Raw genomic sequence first — 18776 nt, 5'->3', positions numbered from 1 at the left:
GGCGAGGTCGGTCAACGCTGTGCGGCGCTCATGACGGTGGTGGTCTTGACCTGCGACACCCCGGAGGCGAGGTCCACGACGCCCTGGCCGTCATAACTGAAGCCAGCGTAAAGCTCAGCGATTCCAGTGTTCATTTCTCATTCCTTTCGAGAGATATTCGCAGTGGGACACCACCCAATAAAGCCACTCGACCGCTGTTTCGTCAAGAGTAATTCAATGGCCGGCTCGCAGACATCGCGCAGACGCGGCGGAGACGCCGCAGAATCACCGGGAAGACGAAAAGCAGACGACTACCATTTAAGTTGGGAGGCGTTCAGAAACGGACTCACGAAAAGGGAGCGCCACGTCTCTGGCTGGGCTGGTTGACCTCATCGCCGATGACGTCACCGACATCACCTGGGACGAGCCGACCAAGGAGATGGTCAACGGCACCTCGCCGTGCCGCAACGGCTGTGGGACCACCATTCCCATCTGCGCCCCCGGCCAGACCAAATAGCGCTCGCCGGCGCGGCATCGCGTCGAAAGAAAGCAGCTCGCCCATCCTCATTAATTCCCCGACCGGCAACCGTTCCCTGAATTTGGAATCGCTGGTCTCCCCACGGCGCGGTTTCTTCATGCTCGGCACGCTGCCCGAGTGAAGTCATCGCCTCAGCAGGACGTCCTCCGGCACGACGCCGGTGACGATGCGAAGGAACCCGGGGCTCGGGTCGACACCCAGCTCCGCTCCCACCAGATCCGAGTAGGCCGTGTAGAGCCGCCATGCGCCCCGCATGTCGCCGAGGCCCACCAGGGCGCTCGCCGTGATCATCTGAGAGCGTTCGTTGAACGGATCCACCGCGGCGGCGCGCCGACCGTAGTCCAGGGATGCCAGCAGGTCCCGCTCGGCCAGGCATGACTCACCCAGCCGCTGCAGCGCCGCCAGTCGCATCGTGTCCCATCGCTCCCGTGCCCGTTCGATCTCCTCGCCGTCCCAGCTCGGAAGGAGCTCCAGATCCAGGCAGGGCCATCGACTCTGTTCGGTCATGCCCTGTTCCGCCGGTCCCGCGAGGCCGGCGGCGGTCGGCCCGATGGATTCCTCCAGGGTCGCCGCCCTTCGGGCCAGCCGCTCCGCGAGCCTGCTCGCGGGCGTGATGTCGAGCGTGACGCCGGCTCGGAGCTCGAGTTGTTCGCCGTGGGCACCGAGCAGGGCGTCCCCTGTCACCTTACGGATCTTCCACAGAGACTGTCGCAGTCCTTTAGCCGCCTGCGTCTGCCTCGCTTGCGGCCACAGCAGGGTCTCGACCACCGGTCTCGGCGTCGGCCCGCGCAGGGCCAGGCAGGCGATCAGCCGCTGAGCCTTCGGGGAGATGGGCACCTCCCGGCGACCGATGGTGCACGCGAACCGACCCAGGAGTCTGACCTGAATTCCCTCCGGGCTTCTTCCTCTCACCGTCGCATGACCTCCTTTACCGCATGCGCACTCAGTCAAGCGAAGCCTGCAACGGGGCTCTGAACGAATTCTCAACGTCCCAGCTCAGCGCAGGGCGGGACACGGTCAGGGACGCTCGAGAGAGGTCATGCGCGCGCGGACCGCCTCGCCCTGCGTGTCGCCGAGGGCGTCGTAGAACTCCGCCGCCCGTTTCCACGCGTTCAGCGCGGCCGTGACGTTCCCCGCCCGCAGGTGCATCTCACCGAGGCGGATCAGCGTCTCGGCGGCGGGATGCAGGTCGTCGCAGCCGTGCAGCAGTTCGACCGCACGCTCGTAACACGCCGCCGCCTGCGTGAAGTCGTCCTTACAGGCGAGGATGTAGGCGATGCTGTCCCAGGCGTGGCCCTCGCCCTGGGCATAGCCCTGATCGGCCAGGAGCCGCTGTGCCCGGCGGCAGTCGGCCAGAGCCTCGTCGTAATGTCCGCGCTGGGCACGCCACCAGCTCGCGTTGTTCAACGCCCGGGCCTCCCCTATGGCATCGCCCGCCTGCTGGAACAGCTCCAGTGCGCGAAGGGAGTGGTGCAGTTCGCGGCCGGGCCGGGCCCGGCTCAGTGAGACGGTCAGTCCCAGATGGACGTGCGCGTGCAGGCCCGGCTTGTCCAGGCCGCGGTGCAGCTCCAGCGCCCGCTCGAAGTGCTCGACGGCCACGTGATCGCGACCGAGCTTGGCGTGGGCGCGCGCCAGGCTGTTGTGGCAGAGCGCTTGGGCCAAGCGGTCGTCAAGTCGGCCGGCCGCCGCCAGGGCCACCGTCTGAGCACGCATGATCTGCTCCCACAGTCCGCGGCGCTGCATGAACTCCGCGAATGCCCACGTCAGCTGCCAGCAGTGCTGATGCAGCCCGAGTTCGCTCGCCTCCGTCAGCAGCGCCGTCAGCACCACCGACTCCTCCGCGAACCAGCGCAGCGCCGACGCGGGTCCGTCGAATCGTTCCACTGTCACGCCTCGCGCCGGTCGGCCCAGCCGCACGGTCTCCCGCTGCGGGTAACAGACGCCGCTGGCGGCGCATGCGGAGTGGAGGTAGTAGTCCAGCAGGCGCCGCGTCGCCGCCCGGCGCGCCGTCCGGCTGTCGATGTCGCGAGCCTGCGCGGCCGCGTACACGCGCAGCAGGTCGTGCAGACGCAACCGGTCGGTGGCGCGGATGTCGACCAGATTGGTGCGATCGAGGTGCGCCGACAGCCTCCGTGCGCTGTCCAGGGGCAGAGCACCCAGGCTCGCAACCGCCGACATCGGCACGTGCGGCCCGGGATACTGCCCCAGGCGCCGGAACAGCCGGGCCGCCGGTTCCGGCAGGTCCCGGTACGAGCGCTCGAACACGGTGCGTAAGTCGGTCGCTGGATCGTTGTGGGCGAACGGTTCCAGGTCCGCGTCCACCCGGGACAGGTCGGTGGCGACATGCGCCAGCGGCAGGTCCATGTGCTGCGCCAGCCTGGCCGCGACGATCGCCAGCGCCAACGGCAACCGGCCGCACAGTCGGATGATCTGCCTGTTGGCCTCGGGCTCGGCAGCCAGCCTGCGCTCGCCCAGCCTGGCCGCCAGCAGCTCGTGGGCGTCGTCGTCCCCCAGAACGTCGAGCTGGAGCATGTGCGCTCCGGCGGTGATGGCGAGCCCGGACAGTTCGGCCCGGCTGGTGATGAGCGTGAAGCACTGCGGGGCGGTGGCCAGCAGTGGCCGAACCTGCTCGGCGCTGCGGGCGTCGTCGAGCACGACGAGGATCCGGCGCGTGGCCAGCATGCTGCGGAAGAGCCCGATCTGCAGCTCCGCCTCCGCCGGTATGTGCGCTTCCCGGACTCCGAGCGCTCTCAGGAAGCGCGTCAGCACCACAGTCGCGTCGACGGGGCCGGCCGTCTGCAGATCCGCGTACAGCTGACCGTCGGGGAAACGCCGGCGATGCAGGTGGGCCCACCGCAGCGCGAGCGACGACTTGCCCACTCCCGGCGGCCCGGAGACCGCACAGACCGGAGCGGCCGTGCTTGCGCCGGCCGCGATCGCGGTCAAACGGCCCAGCTCCGCCGCCCGTCCGATGAAACACGGCAGATCGACGGGCAGCTGCGCCGGGACGGGCCGGACGGTCACGACGGCCTCAGGACTGAGCAGCCGCAGGTGCAACCGCTGCAGCGCCGTGCCCGGTTCCACACCCAGCTCGTCGGCGAGCGTCCGGCGTACCTGCGCGAAGTGCATCAGCGCCTCGGCCGTCCGCCCCCAGGCGTGCAGCGCCTCGATCAGCGCGGCCGCCACCAGCTCGTCCAGCGGGTGCTCCTCGGCCAGCGCCGACAACACCGCGACCGCGCCGGCCGCGTCGTGTCCGGTCACCGCCCGGGCCCACGCCAGCGAGGCCTCCTTTCGCTCGTCGCGCAGGCGCTGGCGGGTCCGTTCGGCCCATTCGCCGCGCAGCCCGGCGAGAGGGTCGCCATACCAGAGCGTCAAGGCCTCGCCCAGTGGCGGTGCCGGATCCGGCGCGTTCGCCGCATCGTCGACGAGAGCGCGGAACCGGGATACGTCGACCGCCGACTCCTCGACATCGAGCACGTAGCCGCCGGACCGGTGGACGAGCGCGCCATGATCGGCCACCACCTCGTGCCGGATGCGCGTGATGATCGTGTGCAGGGTACGCCGCGCACCTGGTGGAACCTGCTCCCCCCACACCCGGGCAAGAAGCGCGTCGACCGGGACCGCGTGCCCGGCCTCCAGCGCGAGCACGGCGAGCACGAGAGCGGCCTGCGGAGGTCGCACCGGCCATCGCTGGCCTGACCGCTCCACTTCCACCGGGCCGAGCAGTCGAATCAGCATGACGCTTCCCATTCTTTCGCCCCGACAGAAGATAACCCGGGACGGGATAGGCCAGGCGCCGCTCAGTACTCGCAGCCGCGTTGCGGTCGACCAGCCTTTGTCGTGTCAGTGTCCGCGTCAGGACGGCATCGGCCCGGTATCAGAACGATCGGGGATGGTGGAGCCCATGAACGGTTCAACGTCTGTCCGTTCGGTCGAACCTCGTAAGAGTTTGAAGGAGCGCAACACCATGTCGATCACCCTTACCGACCAGGACAAGCTCACCCTGCGCACCGCCGGCTGGGGCGCCGTCTCGCTGATGTCCGCCGCCGGCGCCGCCGGCTCGGCGCACAAGGCCGCCACCGAAGGCTCCATCGCCTTGACCTCCGCGACCGGCCTGGTCGGGCACGTGCTGGCCAAGGCGCCCAAGGGCGTGAAGTACGGCAGGACCGTCGCCGCACTCGCCGACCAGGTACTGCCCGCCCTGACCGCATCCATGAGCCTGCTCAACCAGCAGAACCCGGCCGAGGCCGACAACTTCCGCCGTACCGTCATCGTCGCCATCGACGCCGCCACCCGACCCCACAAGGGCCAGCCCAGCCCCACCATGACCGAGATGGCCCGCAAGATCACCGAAGCCCTCGACGCCGCTTGATGAATGCCAACCCGCGACGTCACGGGGTCCCCTCCGGACCCCGTGACACGGCGGCGACATGCCGAGCTGCCCGTTGTCGGCTTCTACTGCTCGTCCTGGGACAGGTGCGTCTTGGCGTCGTCGTAGGAAGCATCGGCGGCGGCCTGGGCAGGCCGGTAGACCAGATACAGCACCCCAGTCGTGAACGTCTCGGACTTGATCAACTCCAGCGGGACGGTCGTGTCTCCCTCGTCGAACAGCCGCTCGCCCTTGCGGACCGCGATCGGGTGCACCAGCAGATGCAGCTCATCCAGCAGCCCCGCCTGCAACAACTGGCGGACCACCGAGACCGAACCACTCACCGCGATCCGACCGCCCGGCTCGTTCTTCAGCGCCGTCACGGCCTCCACCAGATCGCCCTGAAGCAGCTCGGAGTTACGCCAGGTGAACTCCAAAGGCTGGCGCGACACCACGATCTTCCGCGCCTCGCCCAGCGTCTTGGCGAAACCGGCGTCTTCGCCACCCTCCGCCTCCCGCTCCGGCCACGCCCCAGCGAAGCTGTCATAGGTCTTGCGGCCCAGGAGCAGCGTGTCGGCCATCTGGCCGCCCACAGCCGCACCCATCTCGTCGTTGAAGTACGGGAAATGCCACTCCGCCGGCTCCTCGACAACGCCGTCGAGGGAGATGAAGAGGCTTGCGGCGATCGTCCTCATGATGTTCCTCCTGGTAAGGACCGGTTCTCGATGTGCCTGAAGCCTCGCAGAGCCGACTTACGACTCTCTTAAGGTGCAGCACAATCCAGGCATGGATCTTGCCGTCCAGGCCGGCGGAACGCCTAGGGATTGCCGAAGAACGGCTGGTAGTTCGCGTTACCCGAGTTGGGCGCGTCGCGCAGATGCCACTGGAGCCTGGCCCCGTCCGAGTACACGTCGCCTATGCCGTCGCCGCCGATACCATCCCAGTTGCCCACGACGGCGCACCCGGAGGGAAAAGCCTTGCCATAGGGGAACGTGGTTTGCGGGCTCCCGCCGAGCATGTCGTTGCGCAATGCCCAGAGATAGTCGCCGTTGGAATTGGCTCCCAGAGCCACCGGGCCGTCACCGCCGATACCGTCCCAGTTGCCGGCGGCCGGGAGCCTGGCGGTGAAATTACCGGTATAAGCGAAGTTGTAGTCCGCGTTTCCCGCGTTCGCTCCATTGCGCAGATGCCAGCCGCCCCCCGGTGAAACGACTCCCACGCCATCACCGCCTTGGCCGTCCCAGTTACCCGTCACGGGGTAGTCGTTACCGGATCCGTAGACGAAGTGATATTCGGCCACTCCACCGTTCGCGCCTTGGCGGACGTACCAATCCCATTGGTTGTCGGAGGTCACGCGGACGACGCCGATGCCGTCGCCACCGATGCCGTCCCAGTTGCCCACGACGGGGATGTCCGTCGGGAGCCCGAAGTTGAACGTGGTCTCGGACCCGCCGAGGACTCCATTGCGCAGGTGCCAGGACAAACCATCGGCAGTCTTGGTCACAGTGCCGATGCCGTCGCCACCGATGCCGTCCCAGTTCCCACTGATCACGTACGTGTTTCCGAGCGGACAGCCCACCAGGCTCGATAACGGACCGGCCGGGCTGGCGGGATCGGTTTTCGCCGTCGCCCCGGCCGGGGTGGCGATCAGCACGCCCGCCATGGTGGTCGCGATCGCGGCCAGTTTCGAGACTTTTCTCATTTCGCTTTCCTTCCTCGCCCGACCATCGGACTCAACCGAATTCTGCACCCTTCAATAACGCCGGACAAAGGACAATGTGCGGGCATGTTCCGGCCATTTAATGTGCGAAAGTGAATTCAGCCGACGATCACCAGGGTGAGGAACCTCTCCAGGAGGTGGTTCGTTGCCCGGATAGGTTGCCGACCAATCGGGAGTCTCAGCATGGAAGTCACCGGCATCATCTCCGGCCTCATCATCGGCATCGTCATCGGCGCTCTGGGACGGCTCGTCGTCCCCGGACGCCAGCGCATCCCCATCTGGCTGACCATCGTGATCGGCGTCGTCGCGGCGCTCGTCGGCACCGCCTTCGCCGCCGCGCTCGGCGTGGCCGACACCCGCGGCATCGACTGGATCGAGCTCGGCATACAGGTCGCCCTGGCCGCGCTGGGCGTCTCTCTGACAGTCGGCCTGTACGGCAAACGCGGAAGATAGAGCGTCCCGGCCACGGGTTGTGCCCGTGGCCGTTCGCTTGCCTGGGAGCCCAGGGAACCTCCGTCTAGGTCACCCCAAGCGTGGTGAGTTGCTAAATTCCCTACGCAATGAGGCATATGTTGCCTATGGGGGAGGTTGGATGCGCAGGTGGACTGCTCCATCCGTGATCGGCTGGACGCTCGCGTCGGTCGTCGTTCCGGGCGTCGCGCACTTTCTGGCGGGCCGTAAGCGTACCGGCATGATCATGATGGGGACCTTCGGCGTGCTGCTGATCGGTGCCGTGATCGCGCTGATCAACCGCAACGCGCTGGCCGGCCTGTTGCTCGATCCGACCTGGCTGGCCGTGATCACCGTCCTGTGCGTGGTCGGCGGGCTGGCCTGGGCCGGGGTCGTGATCAGCTCGTACATCGTGCTGCGACCCGCCAGGCTCGGCAAGTGGGGACAGCTCGGTACGGCCACGGTCGCGGGCGTGCTGTCGGTGAGCGTGGCGCTGCCTTTCGGGCTGGCCGCCACGACCGCCCGTACCTCTGACGACGCGATCGGCAGCGTCTTCAAGTCCTCACCGTCCAAGCCGATCGATCACAAGGATCCGTGGCGGGGACGCGATCGGCTCAACATCGCCCTGCTGGGCGGGGACGGCGCCGCCTCCCGCAAGGGCGTGAGCATCCGTACCGACAGCATCAACGTGGTCAGCATCGATGTCCACACCGGCAACTCCGTGGTCCTGGCGCTGCCGCGCGAGTTGGAGAACGCGCCGTTCCCGCCGGGATCCGCGCTGGCCAAGCGGTTCCCGCCGCCGAAGAACTTCTCGTTGCCGCCGGGCCAGGGCCGCGGCTCGGCCGACCTGCTCAACGGGGTCTGGGCGTACGCCGACATGCATCCCGAGGTCGTCGGCCGCTCCGCCGACCGCGCCCCGGAGGCCGTCAAGGGCACGCTCGGCCAGATCCTGGGCCTCAAGATCGACTACTACATGCTCGTCAACATGTGGGGCGTGGCACACCTGATCGACGCTCTCGGCGGCGTCACCATCAACGTCGAGCGGGACGTCTGCTACGGCGTGGGCCGCTCCGACGGCGGCGTGGTCAAGGCCGGCACCCGTACCCTCGACGGCAACGAGGCCCTGTGGTACGGCAGGGCCCGCGACCATCCGGGCAGCACCTGCGCCGGCGCCGACAACCACACCCGCATGCTCCGCCAGCAGTGCGTGATGAGCGCCATGCTCAAGCAGCTCAACCCGGGCAACGTGCTGTTGAAGTTCAACGCGTTGGCCAAGGCCGCCAAGCAGACCTTTCTCACCGACATCCCGCGCGATCTGCTGCAGGACCTGGTGCCGCTCGCTCAGCAGGTCAAGGGCGCCAAGGTGGCCAAGGTGAACTTCGTACCACCCACGTACAACCCGGCTTATCCCGATTACCCGCGCATCCGCAGGGCGGTGAAGATCGCCATCGCCCGCGCCGGCAGGGTCGCCACCCCATCCCCTACCAGTACGACCAGCAGCACCCCCACAACCACGCGGTCACCACGCCAGCCCGCCCAGCAGTCCGACCGGTTGGACACGCTGGACTCGTCATGCGTGCCCGCCAAGGCGAAGACCTAGCGGCGCGACTTCGCTCCTTTGTTAGCGAGATGCAAGCGGCGGGATAGAAGTAAGGGGAAAATTGTGGCTATTGGTACTTTTCGCACATCCCCTACCGCCACTGGCGAGAGGATGCCCAAAACGATGGGTTAGGTCATGGCCACACGACGAGAACGTCTGCGTTACCGGTTCGACAACAGCATGTCGAAGGGCACACCCGCCCTGATCGGCTGGCTCGCACTCGTCACCGTCGTGATGGTCGTGATCTTCGCGGGCCTGTCCATACTCTTCGCCGACAAGGACGTCCACGACAGCTGGTACGACGCCCTCTGGGGCAGTCTCATGCGCGCCATGGACCCGGGCACCGTCGCGGGCGACAACGAGGGCAGCACGATCTTCACGATCCTCGGGTTCGCCATCACGATCGGCGGCCTGCTGATCGTCTCCAGCCTCGTCGGCGTGCTCACCACCGGCCTGGACAACAAGCTGACCGAGCTGCGCAAGGGCCGGTCCCGCATCGTCGAGTCCGGCCACACGGTGCTGGTCGGCTGGTCGGACCAGGTTTTCACGATCATCCCCGAGCTGGTCGAGGCCAACGCCAGCGAAGCCAAGTCCTGCATCGCCATCCTCGGCGACGGCGACAAGCTGGAGATGGAGGAGGAACTGCGCACGCGCGTCGGCGACACCGGCAAGACCCGCGTCGTCGTACGCAGTGGCAGCACCATAGAACCGACCGATCTCGACCTGCTCAGCCCGGACACCGCCCGGTCCATCATCGTCCTCTCCCCGGCGGGTGAGGATCCGGACGCGCACGTCGTCAAGACGCTCCTCGGCCTGACCAACCGCAACTGGCGCCGCCGCCGCCCGCCGATCATCGCCTCGGTGGCCGACTCCAGCAACCGCGTCGCGGCCGAACTGGCCGCCAACGGGCACGCGCAGGTGGTCGACACCGACGACATCGCTTCCCGGCTCATCGTGCAGACCTGCCGCCAGTCGGGCCTGTCGGTGGTGGTCACCGATCTGCTGGACTTCGGCGGCGACGAGATCTACATGCGGACGGAACCGAAGCTGACCGGCTTCCCGTATGGGGAGGCGCTGTTCGCGTACGAGACCGCCTCGCTGATCGGGATCCGGCGCGGCGACGGCTCGGTGGTCCTGAACCCGCCCATGGACACCCAGGTCATGGAGGGCGACCAGATGATCGTGATCGCCGAGGACGACTCCACCGTCCGGCTCGTCCGCAGCTTCCCGCCCGTCGTACAGCAGGCGATCACCCTTCCCGCCCGCGAGGCCGCACCTCCGGAAAGCACACTGATGCTCGGCTGGAACAGCCGCGCCCCGAAAATCGTCGCCGAGCTCGACCAGTACGTGGCCCCCGGCTCGATCCTGAACGTGGCCGCCGCCGTCGACGAATCCGAGTTCGCGTTCGAGCTCACCAACCTGGCCCTGAACGTCAAGGAGTGCGACACCACCGACCGGATCACGCTGGAGTCGCTGGAGCCGGGCATGTTCGACCACATCATCGTGCTGGCCGACGACCGGCTGGAGTCGCAGTACGCGGATTCACGTACGCTGGTGACGCTGCTGCACCTGCGTGACCTGGCATCCCGTACCGGGCAGCGGTTCCCGATCGTCAGCGAGATGAACGACGACCGCAACCGCCGCCTGGCCCAGGTCACCAAGGCCGACGACTTCGTGGTCGGCACCAAGCTGATCAGCCTGCTGATGACCCAGTTGTCGGAGAACCCGCACCTGGGCGCGGTGTTCCGCTACCTCTTCGACGCCGACGGCTCGGAGATCTACCTCAAGCCCGCGACCGACTACGTCCGCCCTGGGATGACGGTCAGCTTCGCCACCGTCATCGCCGCCGCCCGAACCCGCGGCGAGACCGCCATCGGCTACCGGCTGGCGGTCGAGTCCACCGCCCCGCCCAACTACGGCGTGGTGCTCAACCCCGGCAAATCCGACCCGGTCACGCTCGGCCCCCGCGACCTGGTCATCGTCCTCGCCGAAGACTGACCTGCTGGGAAATGACCCGACGGCCGAGGCGCTGCATGGGGCCTTCGATGAAGCGGTGGCTGAGCCAGCTGGCCGGCATGAGCAGGCTCAGGAAGACCACGCTGATCCCGATCTGCAGCGGCAGCGGCGACCAGCGCATCTCACCGGCCAACTCCATGACGATCAGCAGCAATGGCAGGTGGACCAGGTAGAGGGAGTAGCTGATCGTGCCGAGCCAGGTGAGCACGGCAGGAAGGGGACGCGCACGTAAGGCCATGCCACCGGCGAAGGTGAGGGCGGCGAGAATGACGGTCAGCCCCCACACGTCCGGTCGCACCCACCACCAGCCGGCGTTGAGCGCCCAGAGCGGTGTCGCGGCCACGACCATCGCGGTGACGACCACGGGCCAGAGCGGCGCCTGCCCGCGTTCCCAGCGACGGATCGCCGTACCAGCGAACATCACCGCCAGGATCGCCAGCCCGAACCAGGGGACACGGCTGCTCAGCAGTACCAAGGCCAGCGCCATCAAACCCAGCGCGCAGGCCGCGACCGTACGCCCGCGGCCGGAGACCACGCAGCCGAGCCCCACCACGAAGAGGCCGGACGACACCCAGGCCAGCCAGCCGCCCGACAGCGGCGGCCCGGTGAGGACCAGCCCAGCGACGGCGGCGATCAGCGCTAATACGGCCGGAAGCAGGTTCCGTCCATCGCGTACGCCGGTCACGAACAGGGCCGCGGCCAGCAGATAGAACACCATCTCGTACGACAGCGTCCACATCGTGTTCAGCACACCTGCCGTACCCACCGTGTCCAGCAGCATCGTCAGGTGCGCGGCCACCGAGGACAGCTCTCTGGGCACCTCCGCCCGTACCGGGATCCACCAGGCCAGAGCGAGGACCAGGGCGATGACCGCCAGGTAGAGCGGATAGAGGCGGAAGAACCGGCCGATCCAGAAGGCCCGCACGTCGCCGTGCCGTTCCAGCGAGGACGGGATGATGTAGCCGCTGACCAGGAAGAACACCAGCACGCCGTAGACGCCGAGGTTGAACGAGGTAGGCCGCAGCCACGGCATCGCCCAGGTGGTCAGATGCTCCCCCACCACCGCCAGCGCGCCGATGCCGCGCAACGCGTCCAGCCAGGCGAACCGGGACGGAACCTGTCGCACGTCGGCACGAGCGGCTTGAGGGAGAGCGGGGAGCATACGGCCCAACGTATCGGAATCGTGATCCTTCGGACGCCAGGTGTCCATTACCAGTCGCGCCCCCCAGCACTCCGTCAGGGAACAGCGCCGCTCGCCCACCCGGCCGACCGCCTCGGACACCAGCGCGTACGCCTCCAGGTCCGAGGTCTGTGGGTGCCACACGTCGGTCTGGTGTTCGCATCGTGGGCCTAGCGACGCCTCGCCTCATTGCGCTAAGGACTCTCTGCGCCGCCGGAATTGGCCAGTTGTTCACGCAGTAGGTCGTGGCGGAAGTAGTACAGGTCGCCAACCTTGCGAAACACGCCGCGCCGGTAGCCGTCTTCCAAGAACGCGTTCAGGCGCCAGGGCAGGTGTCCAGTGAAGAACAGCAGGACGCGGGCGATGAAGAGGCGGGGCTGGGCGGCCGAGAGAGTCGACACGATGATGGTGACCACGAGGCCCGCCAAGACGAGGGCCTGAGGCGAGGCGTCCGGCTGGTTGACAAGGGCGATCACGATGCCGAGGTCGAGTACCGCCAGTTGGAGGGCGATCAGACCACCAGAGAGAAGCACAAGGCACCAGAGCGAGGCCGCCAGCGCGATGCCCGACGCTGGGCTGGTGGCCTGGCCGCCGAGCGTGGTGAGGCTCCAGAGCAGGGCGGCGAAGAGTGCCACAGGGGCAATACAAAATGCCAGTAGCCGGCGACAGGTGGGTGTGTGTTGTGAGGGCGCCGAGTCCGTGGTGACGGTGTATGCCCAGACGGCCAGCATCATCATCAATCCCACGAGCGTGCCGATGAAGGGCCTGGTCGCCAGGCCGAGTATCGCGCTCACGGACAGGCCCGTGACAGAACCGATGATCAAGCTATGGACCAATGGGGAGACAAGATCGCTCAGATCCGGCCAGGAGATGCCTCGTCTCATGAAGTGGCGCGCCAGAATGGACAGCCAACGATGAACGTCGTCTACGTGGTGGCCGACTCTGGTGGCTGTGGACGTGTCGCCGTAGAGTGCGGGCACCAGCTGAGCGAGAAGGTGGGCTTCCACCTGCCGGCTGGTGCGGAAGCTGAGCAGATGGTCCGGGTCAGCTGCCCGTTCGGCGTATGCGACGCGAGCCAGGGAAATGGCCAGGGGCGTCGACAGGCCACGGGCAAGTTCTCCGTCGGGGTTGGCGGTGAGTTCGGCGAAGACATTCGTCCACTCCGACAGGCGTGCGGGTTTGGTGGTGATGGTCAAATAGTCGCGGACCGCGGCGGCGTTGAGAGGCTGCAGTTCTATGGCGGCCGCAGCAGTGAGGACGTCTGACCGACGGGATTCGATGGTCGCCACGTACTCCTCGGTACGGCTGGTCAGAACGATCGGAAATCTTGCGCTGAAAGCGGCGTTAATTCTGGTCAACGCCTCTTCGCGAGCCGGGCACGGCATCTCGTCGAGACCATCGAGGATGAGAAGTAGATGCTCCATGTCCAATGGTTCGTCGAAGTCGTAGTCCTCGCGCAGCCTGGTGTTGATCCAAGTCTGGAGCGTCTGTTCGGACGGCCTCCAGGTCGACAAGCGCAGGATCACGGGAATCGGGCTCGCGGCGAGACCCGCCTGTTCCCGGGCGGCCAGGCAGGCCAGAGTGAAACGCACAACCAGGGACGTCTTGCCCGACCCTGGCTCCCCGAGCGCGACCAGGCGGGTCCTGGGGAGCTTGGTGCGCACGGTCCAATACAGGTCGTCTAAGCTGCCGTCGAGATCGATGGGGCTATCTTCACCGCCGATGACCCGCCAGTGATCGCTGACTGGCGGGCCGACCGTACGCCAAGAGACTGGGAGCGGCTCGGGGTCGAGCAGGCGCTGCCGCAACTCCTGCGCCTCCCAAACCCTTCGCACCTTGTTGGCCAGTTGTTCGACACGCGCTGCAACGACGGCCGCCTCCGGCTCGGCCGTGTCCAGGTCACCGAGATCGCCTTCTCTTTTGGCCCGTTGCCGCAACCAGCCGGTTAGCGCCACGGCAGCGGCGAGGGCGCTAACGGAACCACCCAGAATGCTGGCCCACTGATCAGCGTTCTCCCGGCCCTCGGAAATGAGGAACACAGTCGCGGCGATGCCGCATAACGGCAAGAGGACGAGTGTGGCGACAAATGTCCACCAATACCATCCGCGAAAATCTAAGCGCGATCCCGCCACGCCGACGTGCCTCCGACATTGTCACTGCTGAGATGTCATTTGGGCAGTCTATGCAACGGACAGACTGTGGCAAGCACTCTTCCGCTAGAGGATGGAAAGCCTCACTGAGGGAACTGCGGCGAAGAACGAATACGGCAAGGCAGCGGACATCCTTGGCCTCAAGCGAGCATGATGTGTGACGACCGGTCAAGCCGAAACAGGAGCCGCAATGAGCGGACAGGACAAGAAGCTGTTCTTCGCCTCGATCGCTGTTCTAGCCCTCATGGCGGCCTTGCCGGCCACATTGCTCCTTGGCCCCTTCAATCTCGGAATGGGAGACACCGCACGGCTGACGGCGATCCTGACCTTCATCGGGGTGCTGGTCACCGCGTCGGTGTCGCTCGTAGGCCTGGTGGTAAGCCGCCAGACCGAACGCAGGCTTGAGCGGGAAGGCCGTGACCAGCACGATCGGCTTAAGCTCGATGCCGCTATGCGTGCCGGGCAGTTGTTCTCACCTACCGACTCAACTTCAAGTGTCCCTGCCGCCACGGCTGCGGGACTCCTTGCACTTACCAAGCTGGATCACTCCGAGCTGGCCGTGGCGCTCCTGGTGGACCTGTGGTCTGATGGCAAAGACAAGATCTCCAAGGAGACCGCGGTACTAGTGATCGACGCCGCGTTGAGATCAGAATCTCGCAACGCACAGCTGGTCGCGGCCGAAATACTGTGTCGCAACGCGGAACGGCTCAACCCCTGTCAGTCCCTCGACTGGCCGAGTGCGGTGGAGGGTTGCTGGGTTCCAGACTTCAGTCCCAGAACCAAGCTGCTCATCGTGCAGGCTCTGGTGAACATGACGCGCGGCAGCCCGAGGAATGAGAGCTCCCTAAGGGCGGTGGCAGTACGCCTGTTCGGCATCTGGCGCTACGACCCCGACGAGCGGGTGAAAGGCTGCGTGGGCAAACTTATCCACGCCCTCATGCCTAGTCTGACCAAGCTGAACTACAAGGAGTTCCTACAGGGCAACCAGAGAGTGCTGCTCAAGGATCTGGAGCAGGCGGCGGCAAGTCGCGCTTCGAATCCAGATGGCTACTTGGCCCACCTCTCGGACTGCCTGGCTACCCAACTCGCCGAATGGGCGAGCCAATGCACGGGACTTCCCGACAATACGTACTTGCTTCCGACGGCCGAACACGGCCCAACTGTCTCTGGGAATGACAAGCACCGACCACTCGCGAGTCGATGAGCGCCACCACGCTGGCCACAGCCGTGTACATGATCTTGAGTGTGGCTGAGTCGATCGCGCCGTTCATGCCCGGCGACATCGTGAGTACGAAGACGAAGGATGGCTTGCCCCTTCTGGGAGAGGGCCGAGGGTGAGGTGTCGGCCGTCAAGCTGGGATTCGATCGTGCCGGTCATGGCATGGGGCTGGATCAGTACGTTGTCCGCCTTGAGGTATCCGCTGTGTCGTCCGGACACCGCCAGGTCGGCGCTGTAGCGGGAAGTCGTCCCGTACAGACCGGGCTTTCCGTGGTCGCTGCGCTCGACGCCATTGATCACGAATCCCGGCTCGTCGGAGTAATTGGTGTAGGTCACCTCCAGCAGATACTCGAATCGCGGTGTCGGCGAGGGCCGGCGCGTGATGTCGATGCTCCCGGAGATCTTCCCGGCGTGGTGGGTCACCGGGCGAGGGTCGGGCGGCACGTAGCCGGCGATCGGTGACGCCCAGGACGGGGACGGCGTCGAGCGGATGGCGCCGCGGCGGGCGGCCGGACGTTCCGGGAGGTGGGCCACGACGACCCTGGTCTGTGTGCCGCGCACCTGTTGCTGCCAGAACAGCACGGCCGTGCCATCGGGCTTCCATCTGAAGTTGGGTTTGGCGTCCCAGCCTGCGGCGATGGCGCCGGGGGCGAGCGGCTGTCCATGGGTGTCATGTTCGTCGACGAGCCACGGTTCGGCGATCTGCGGGTTGCGGGTGGTGAACACCGCGAACGGCAGCGCGGGGACGCCCTCTTCGATGAACGGCGGCCGGCGGATCTGCGAGAAGGTTTCAAGCAGCCCGGTGGTACGGGCACTGCCGACGGTCATCCATCGCCGGCAAGCTACGCAGCCCCGCCCATGGCACGGGCTGCGAGTTCGTCGTGACCCTCCCCTCGATGAAAGGCTAGGCGGCCAGCTCCGCGGCGACCGGGTCGGCGCCGAGGCTTACCAGCCAATCCAGCGGCGCGTCCGGTGCGTAGCGGACCATGAGGCTGGTCAGTTCGCGCTTCCGTTCCTCGTCGAGGGAGGTGTCCCCGGCGGCCAGGCGAGCAACGGCCTCCCGGTACATCAGCAGGTACTTGCGCTGGTCGTCGAACAGCTCGACCCCGCCCGCGGGGCCGTGCCCGGGATACAGCCGTACCCCTGCCAGTTCGCCGGCGAGCCGGTCCAGCGCGGCCAGCCATGTCCCGGTGTGACCGTCGGTCAGGTACGAATGCGTCCCGGCGAAGGCCACGTCGCCGATGAACGCGATGCGCTTTCCGCCGGCCTCGGCGACGATGTAGGAGTCGGCGTGGCTCTCGGCGGGGCCGATGTCGGTCACCGTCAGCCGCACTCCGCCGATCTCCATCGCGTCACCGCTCGCCGGCAGTTGGTCGGGGACGCGGAATCGGTCCGGCCATTCATCGCCGTACATCGGTTGCCACTGCTCGCGCTTCGCCACGGCGCTTTCCTGGATCACCTTCGCCACCGGCCCGGTGGCGAAGACGGGCACGTCATCGGGCACCACGTACGGCAGCCCGTTGAAATGGTCGGGATGGGGATGCGTCACCAACGCCGCCAGTAAGGGCTTGTGCAACGCGGCCAGCCGGGCGGCCAGCGCCTTGGCGTCAGAGACCAGCAGGCTCGCATCCACCAGGACGACTCCCTCGGCCGTCTCGATCAGGTAGCTGTTGACGAAGATGCCCGTCTCGGCGGCGCTGTAGGTATGCACACGAATATCGGTCATGATCTTCCTTTACGGTTGCCCCGAAGCCTGCCGCTCGTACGCGACGACCCGGGTGCTGAGCATGCTCAATCGGAGGTTGTTGACCAGCGTGAAGGCGACCAGGCAGCCGGCGACGAGCCCGATCGTGCCGTAGCCGGGGCGGTCATGAGTCAGCGAGCCCACGGTGGCGAGCCCGCCGATGACGACGACGATCCAGCCGAGCCGCAGCCCGGCCGCGATGCCCTCAATGCCTCCGTGCCGCACCAGCTGCCCGCACCGGAGAAACTGGATGCCGAGCAGCGTAGGTATCCCGGCGAGGAAGCAGCCGATGACCATCACGGTGGCGATCGATCCGCCGCTGCTGCCGTTGTCGTGCGGGATCCGATAGGCGAAGACGAGGATCGCGACGGCCGCGAGGAACCACAGCACGCTGTAGGCCATAACGAGCACGGCGACGCTGCGGAAATTGCGCCGTATCGCGGGATCCGCCATCGCCGGTGAGCGCCGGAAATCTGTTGACGTCCAGTTCGCGATCACATGACGGACCAGCAGGCCCGCCGGCACTCCGGCGAAAACGAGTCCGACGACGAACAGCGGAAGTCCCGCCCGTACGTCACCGTCCACGAGGTTGCCCAGCCCGATCGCGAGCGTCAGCACACCCGCGGCGACGACAAACCGCAGAAGCCGGAGACTCACGCGGCCCTCCAGTCACACTCGAAAGCCCCTATGACCGGCTGTCGGCTTTGCACCAAGCCCATTCGAGTCATCCTCGGGTCCTGGCCACCTCGGCCGCCACGGCGCGGAACGCGACGATGGCCTCTTCCTGGTCAACAGCGCTTCCCGCGATGGACGACTTGACGATGACGACGCCCTGCTCGGGTGAGACGTAGATGTACTGGCCGCCGAGCCCGACCGCCATGAAATCTCCGCCGTCGCCGCCGAGCCACCAGTGCAGGCCATAGTTCGGGTTGACCGAGGACGGTTTGGTGGACGCCTTCACCCAGGAGGCCGGTACGACCTGGTGGCCCTTCGCCTTGCCGCCGTGCAGGTAGAGCAGGCCGAAGCGGGCGAAGTCGCGGTCGGTGGCGTAGTAGCAGCAGTAGCCCAGGCTGTCGCCGTGCGAGTCGTTGCCGACGGTCGCCGTGGACTCCATGCTGGCGGGCTGCCAGATCTTGCGCTCGACGTAGTCGTAATACGGCATTCCAGTGGTCTTGGTGACAAGCCGGGCCAGGACGAAGGAGTTCATGCTGGTGTACTCGAACCGGCTGCCCGGCTCCCAGCCGCGCTTCTGGAGGGCGGCCATCTTGCTGATCGAGTAGCCCTTGTTGGCCGCGGCCATCAGGCGTGGCGCGTCGGTGGCCTCGTTCCAGTCGATGCCGGACGACATGTGCAGCAGGTCGCGAATGGACACCCCGGCATAGCCGGAGTCCTTCAGCTCGGGCAGATATTTGTCCACGGAGTCGTCGATCGATCCGATGTGCTTCTCTTTGAGCGCGATGCCGACGGCGGTCGCGGTGAACGACTTGGCCATCGACCAGGACTGGAAGCGGGTGTCACGGTTCGCGCCGGTGTAGCGCTCCGCGACGACGTCCTGGCCGTCCAGGGCGAGGAAGCCGTTGGTTTTCGTACGGGTGAGGAAGTCGTCCAAGGTGCGCTCTTCGCCCTGGTAGGTGTAGGTCACCGAGAGTTCTCTGAGGGCGGTACGCAGCTTGACCGGGTGCGCCGATGGCTGCATGACATCAGTGGTCTCGGCCAAGGCCGCGGCCGGCATGAACAGCGTGACCGCAGCCGCGACCGCGACCGCGTAATGGATGATGCGCATGTCATCTCCTCCGAAGGATGAGTTCGGA

Annotated in this window: 16 protein-coding genes; 5 read left to right on the top strand and 11 right to left on the bottom strand. The window is 66.7% G+C overall.

Going from position 1 to position 18776, the window contains the following annotated elements; translation table 11 throughout:
* Window positions 1-11 precede the first annotated feature (11 nt).
* The 3 genes from AB0C30_RS15070 to AB0C30_RS15060 all read right to left on the bottom strand — a co-directional run bounded on the left by AB0C30_RS15070 (window position 12) and on the right by AB0C30_RS15060 (window position 4255).
* Entirely contained in the window at window positions 12-134 is a 123-nt protein-coding gene (locus tag AB0C30_RS15070; protein ID WP_357943556.1) for a hypothetical protein, read from the bottom strand.
* A gap of 506 nt (window positions 135-640) precedes the next feature.
* A complete protein-coding gene (locus tag AB0C30_RS15065; RefSeq protein ID WP_357943554.1) occupies window positions 641-1354 on the bottom strand; it encodes a BTAD domain-containing putative transcriptional regulator in 714 nt (237 codons plus the stop codon).
* 180 nt (window positions 1355-1534) lie between these two features.
* Window positions 1535-4255 (bottom strand): BTAD domain-containing putative transcriptional regulator, encoded by a 2721-nt coding sequence (locus AB0C30_RS15060; protein ID WP_357943552.1) that lies wholly within the window; start codon window positions 4253-4255, stop codon window positions 1535-1537.
* Between the two features lie 229 nt (window positions 4256-4484).
* Here AB0C30_RS15060 and AB0C30_RS15055 point away from each other — a divergent pair, with 229 nt between their 5' ends.
* The gene (locus tag AB0C30_RS15055; protein ID WP_357943550.1) at window positions 4485-4889 is read left to right on the top strand and encodes a hypothetical protein; all 405 of its coding nucleotides are present in this window, start codon (window positions 4485-4487) and stop codon (window positions 4887-4889) included.
* An 83-nt stretch (window positions 4890-4972) separates the two neighbouring features.
* On the opposite strand, the gene AB0C30_RS15050 is transcribed toward AB0C30_RS15055, so the two are convergent.
* Complete coding sequence (locus AB0C30_RS15050) at window positions 4973-5581, bottom strand: dihydrofolate reductase family protein (RefSeq protein WP_357943548.1); 609 nt, start codon at window positions 5579-5581, stop codon at window positions 4973-4975.
* A gap of 122 nt (window positions 5582-5703) precedes the next feature.
* Entirely contained in the window at window positions 5704-6588 is an 885-nt protein-coding gene (locus AB0C30_RS15045; RefSeq protein ID WP_357943546.1) for a hypothetical protein, read from the bottom strand.
* Window positions 6589-6789: 201 nt separating this feature from the next.
* Here AB0C30_RS15045 and AB0C30_RS15040 point away from each other — a divergent pair, with 201 nt between their 5' ends.
* From AB0C30_RS15040 to AB0C30_RS15030, 3 genes are all read left to right on the top strand, one after another.
* Window positions 6790-7059, top strand: coding sequence for a GlsB/YeaQ/YmgE family stress response membrane protein (locus tag AB0C30_RS15040; protein ID WP_357943544.1), 270 nt, complete (start codon window positions 6790-6792; stop codon window positions 7057-7059).
* Between the two features lie 139 nt (window positions 7060-7198).
* On the top strand, window positions 7199-8656 hold the full coding sequence (locus AB0C30_RS15035) for an LCP family protein (RefSeq protein ID WP_357943542.1): 1458 nt from the start codon (window positions 7199-7201) through the stop codon (window positions 8654-8656).
* A 135-nt stretch (window positions 8657-8791) separates the two neighbouring features.
* The gene (locus tag AB0C30_RS15030; RefSeq protein WP_357943540.1) at window positions 8792-10654 is read left to right on the top strand and encodes a potassium transporter TrkA; all 1863 of its coding nucleotides are present in this window, start codon (window positions 8792-8794) and stop codon (window positions 10652-10654) included.
* On the opposite strand, the gene AB0C30_RS15025 is transcribed toward AB0C30_RS15030, so the two are convergent.
* Both AB0C30_RS15025 and AB0C30_RS15020 read right to left on the bottom strand, forming a co-directional pair.
* On the bottom strand, window positions 10632-11798 hold the full coding sequence (locus tag AB0C30_RS15025; RefSeq protein WP_357943538.1) for an acyltransferase: 1167 nt from the start codon (window positions 11796-11798) through the stop codon (window positions 10632-10634). The two genes, AB0C30_RS15030 and AB0C30_RS15025, sit on opposite strands and share 23 nt — an antisense overlap.
* 248 nt (window positions 11799-12046) lie before the next feature.
* A complete protein-coding gene (locus tag AB0C30_RS15020; RefSeq protein WP_357943537.1) occupies window positions 12047-13891 on the bottom strand; it encodes an NACHT domain-containing protein in 1845 nt (614 codons plus the stop codon).
* A gap of 301 nt (window positions 13892-14192) precedes the next feature.
* Here AB0C30_RS15020 and AB0C30_RS15015 point away from each other — a divergent pair, with 301 nt between their 5' ends.
* Entirely contained in the window at window positions 14193-15206 is a 1014-nt protein-coding gene (locus tag AB0C30_RS15015; protein ID WP_357943535.1) for a hypothetical protein, read from the top strand.
* A gap of 63 nt (window positions 15207-15269) precedes the next feature.
* Here the strand turns inward: AB0C30_RS15015 and AB0C30_RS15010 are convergent, their stop codons facing one another.
* The 4 genes from AB0C30_RS15010 to AB0C30_RS14995 all read right to left on the bottom strand — a co-directional run bounded on the left by AB0C30_RS15010 (window position 15270) and on the right by AB0C30_RS14995 (window position 18748).
* Window positions 15270-16049, bottom strand: a complete 780-nt coding sequence (locus AB0C30_RS15010; protein ID WP_357943533.1) for a hypothetical protein — start codon at window positions 16047-16049, stop codon at window positions 15270-15272.
* 76 nt (window positions 16050-16125) lie between these two features.
* Complete coding sequence (locus AB0C30_RS15005; RefSeq protein WP_357943531.1) at window positions 16126-16947, bottom strand: MBL fold metallo-hydrolase; 822 nt, start codon at window positions 16945-16947, stop codon at window positions 16126-16128.
* A gap of 9 nt (window positions 16948-16956) precedes the next feature.
* Window positions 16957-17622, bottom strand: a complete 666-nt coding sequence (locus AB0C30_RS15000; RefSeq protein WP_357943529.1) for a hypothetical protein — start codon at window positions 17620-17622, stop codon at window positions 16957-16959.
* A gap of 67 nt (window positions 17623-17689) precedes the next feature.
* On the bottom strand, window positions 17690-18748 hold the full coding sequence (locus AB0C30_RS14995) for a serine hydrolase (protein ID WP_357943527.1): 1059 nt from the start codon (window positions 18746-18748) through the stop codon (window positions 17690-17692).
* Window positions 18749-18776: the final 28 nt, after the last annotated feature.

The sequence above is a fragment of the Nonomuraea sp. NPDC048901 genome (assembly GCF_040649695.1).
Taxonomy (GTDB): Bacteria; Actinomycetota; Actinomycetes; order Streptosporangiales; family Streptosporangiaceae; genus Nonomuraea.
The sequence above is the reverse complement of the archived record's forward strand: the minus strand, read 5'-3'. Positions and strand labels throughout refer to the sequence as shown.